Below are 2041 nucleotides of genomic sequence, written 5' to 3' on the forward strand. Positions count from 1 at the left end.
GCTGGCGCCCGCGATTCCATTCGCCGAGGCGCGGGGCATGCTGCCGCTGCCGGTTGCGGGCAAACGCCTGCGCACCTTCGGTCAGCGCAACCCCGCCGGCGGCGAGGAGCAGGGCGTTTCGTTCGCGGCTGCGCCGGGCGCGTCGGTGACCGCGCCCTCTGACGGGTGGGTCGTCTACGCCGGACCGTTCCGATCCTACGGGGAACTCTTGATCCTGAACGCCGGCGGCGGCTATCATATCCTTCTTGCGGGAATGGAGCGCATCACGGTCGGCTTGAATCAGTTCGTCCTTGCAGGCGAACCCGTGGGAACGATGCGCGGCGACGCGAACCTGTCCGGACAGGCGGCGACTTCCCCCACCGCACGGCCCGTGCTCTACGTCGAGTTCCGCAAGGATAGGGGAACGATCGACCCGTCGCCCTGGTGGGCCGGGACCCCTGGCGAAAAGGTAGGCGGATAATGCGGAAAGTTTCCCTGATCCTTTTCGGAGCGGTGATCGGCGCGTCTGCCGCCGGCATGGCCCTGCAGCCGCGCGCCTTCTTCGGCTCCGTCGCCGAAGCCGCCGGCGCGGCCGACACCTATCGCCAGCTGAACCTGTTCGGCGACGTGTTCGAGCGGGTGCGGGCCGACTATGTCGAGAAGCCCGACGACGCCAAGCTGGTCGAGTCGGCGATCAACGGCATGCTGTCGGGGCTCGATCCGCATTCCAGCTACATGGACGCCAAGGCGTTCAAGGAGATGCGCACCAACACCGACGGCGAGTTCGGCGGTCTCGGCATCAAGGTTCAGATGTTCGAGAACGCGATCCGCGTCGAGGGCGCGATCGACGACACCCCGGCCGCCCGCGCCGGCATCCGCGCCAAGGACGTCATCACCAAGCTCGACGGCGAGCCGGTGGACGGGCTGAGCTTGGAGCAGGCGGTCGACAAGATGCGCGGCCCGATCAACACGCCGATCACGCTGACCATCCAGCGCGAGGGGCAGGAGAAGCCGCTCGAGGTCAAGATCGTCCGCGACAAGATCAAGCTCGACTCGGTCAAGTGGGAGCTCGCCGGCGACGACATCGGCTACATCCGCGTCAGCCAGTTCAACGCCACCACCTTCGAGGGCCTGAGCAAGGCGATCGACCAGATCTCCGACAAGGCAGGCGACAAGCTCAAGGGCTACGTCATCGACCTGCGCAACAATCCGGGCGGGCTGCTCGACCAGGCGATCGCCGTGTCGGACGCGTTCCTGGAGCGGGGCGAGATCGTCTCCACCCGCGGCCGCAACCCGGACGAGTCGCAGCGCTTCAACGCGCGCTCGGGCGACCTCGCCAAGGGCAAGCCGGTGATCGTGCTGATCAATGGCGGCTCCGCCTCCGCGTCGGAGATCGTGGCCGGCGCCCTGCAGGACCAGAAGCGCGCGACCATCCTGGGCACGCGCTCCTTCGGCAAGGGCTCGGTGCAGACCATCATCCCGCTGGGCACCGCCGGCGCGATCCGGCTGACCACCGCGCGCTACTACACGCCCTCCGGCAAGTCGATCCAGGCCAAGGGCATCATGCCCGACATCGAGGTCGGGCAGGACGTCCCCGACGACGTCAAGGGCAAGGACGAGACCAAGGGCGAGGCGGGCCTGAAGGGCCACCTCAAGAATGGCGAGCAGGAGCAGTCCGGCTCTTCGGCGTACATCCCGCCGGAGCGGAAGGACGACAAGCAGCTGAACTACGCATTCGACCTGATGCACGGCATCCAGTCGAACGCCAACTTCCCGCCGCAGAACAAGACCAGCGCGAACTGAGGCGCGGTCGCCACGCTCTGACGCATTCACGGCCGTCGGGAACCAAGTTCTCGGCGACCGCTTCGCGAATCCGTTAGACTCGTCCGCGATCGGCGGGCCTCATGACGCAGGACGACCTCGAAAAGCCGCTCATGCCCCGCGCGGGACGCAAGTCCCTGCGTCCGCGGTCGCGCGTCGACGGCGCCCTGGCGCTGGCCTGCGTGGTCGGTGCGACGCTCGCCTTCGTGGGCCTGTGGGCGATGCTGGCGGACGATCCGCT

At 67.8% G+C, this 2041-nt stretch carries 2 protein-coding genes; both read left to right on the top strand.

Features of this window, described 5'->3' with window-relative positions; all coding sequences use genetic code 11:
- A partial coding sequence (locus ACIKT0_RS17490; protein ID WP_407106624.1) for a murein hydrolase activator EnvC family protein occupies window positions 1–460 on the top strand: 460 nt, incomplete at its 5' end.
- Window positions 457–1782 (top strand): S41 family peptidase, encoded by a 1326-nt coding sequence (locus ACIKT0_RS17495; RefSeq protein WP_407106625.1) that lies wholly within the window; start codon window positions 457–459, stop codon window positions 1780–1782. The genes ACIKT0_RS17490 and ACIKT0_RS17495, both read left to right, overlap by 4 nt.
- Window positions 1783–2041: the final 259 nt, after the last annotated feature.

The sequence above is a fragment of the Hansschlegelia beijingensis genome, from assembly GCF_045505405.1.
Classification (GTDB): Bacteria; Pseudomonadota; Alphaproteobacteria; order Rhizobiales; family Methylopilaceae; genus Methylopila; species Methylopila beijingensis_A.